Annotated in this window: 1 protein-coding gene; it reads left to right on the plus strand. The window is 60.7% G+C overall.

Translation table 11 applies throughout. The features are described 5' to 3' along the window. A partial coding sequence (locus ACU8YC_RS26425; protein ID WP_446896182.1) for a F4 family fimbrial subunit occupies positions 1–396 on the plus strand: 396 nt, incomplete at its 5' end. Between the last annotated feature and the right edge of the window lie 98 nt (positions 397–494).

Consider the following 494-nt stretch of genomic DNA (forward strand, 5'->3'; position numbering starts at 1 on the left):
CTGGTGACCTTTACCCTGGCGCAGGCGGGGGTGATTGCCGGGAAGGAGGGGGGCGTGGCGAAAATCCAGCCGGCGGCGTTCCTGACCGGTATCCTCGGCGGGGCGGCTCCGTCTAACGGCCCGGCCGTGGCGAACGGCTCGGGTGAGTATGCCACTGCCCTGACTGACGCGGTGACGCTGCTGGCAAACGGTGCGGACTATGCGGCCTCGGATTATGCCGGCAAAACGCTGGACAAAGCCAAAACATGGCCGGCGGCAAGCATGAACAGCTATGACGTGAAAGAGATTTACGCGGCATACAGTTCCCGTATTGCGGATGTGAAGACCGTGTGGAACAGCACCGAGGTGCCGGAAACCTGGACGGCGAACATCGGTGTCACGGTCACCCATCAGTAATAACGGACTCAGAGAAAAAGGAAACGGATTATGAAAATGAAAGCACTGAAACTGGCTCTGCTGGCGGCGGGTCTGGTAAGCGGCAGCGTGTCGGCGGC

It is taken from the genome of Citrobacter sp. VF227, from assembly GCF_052950715.1.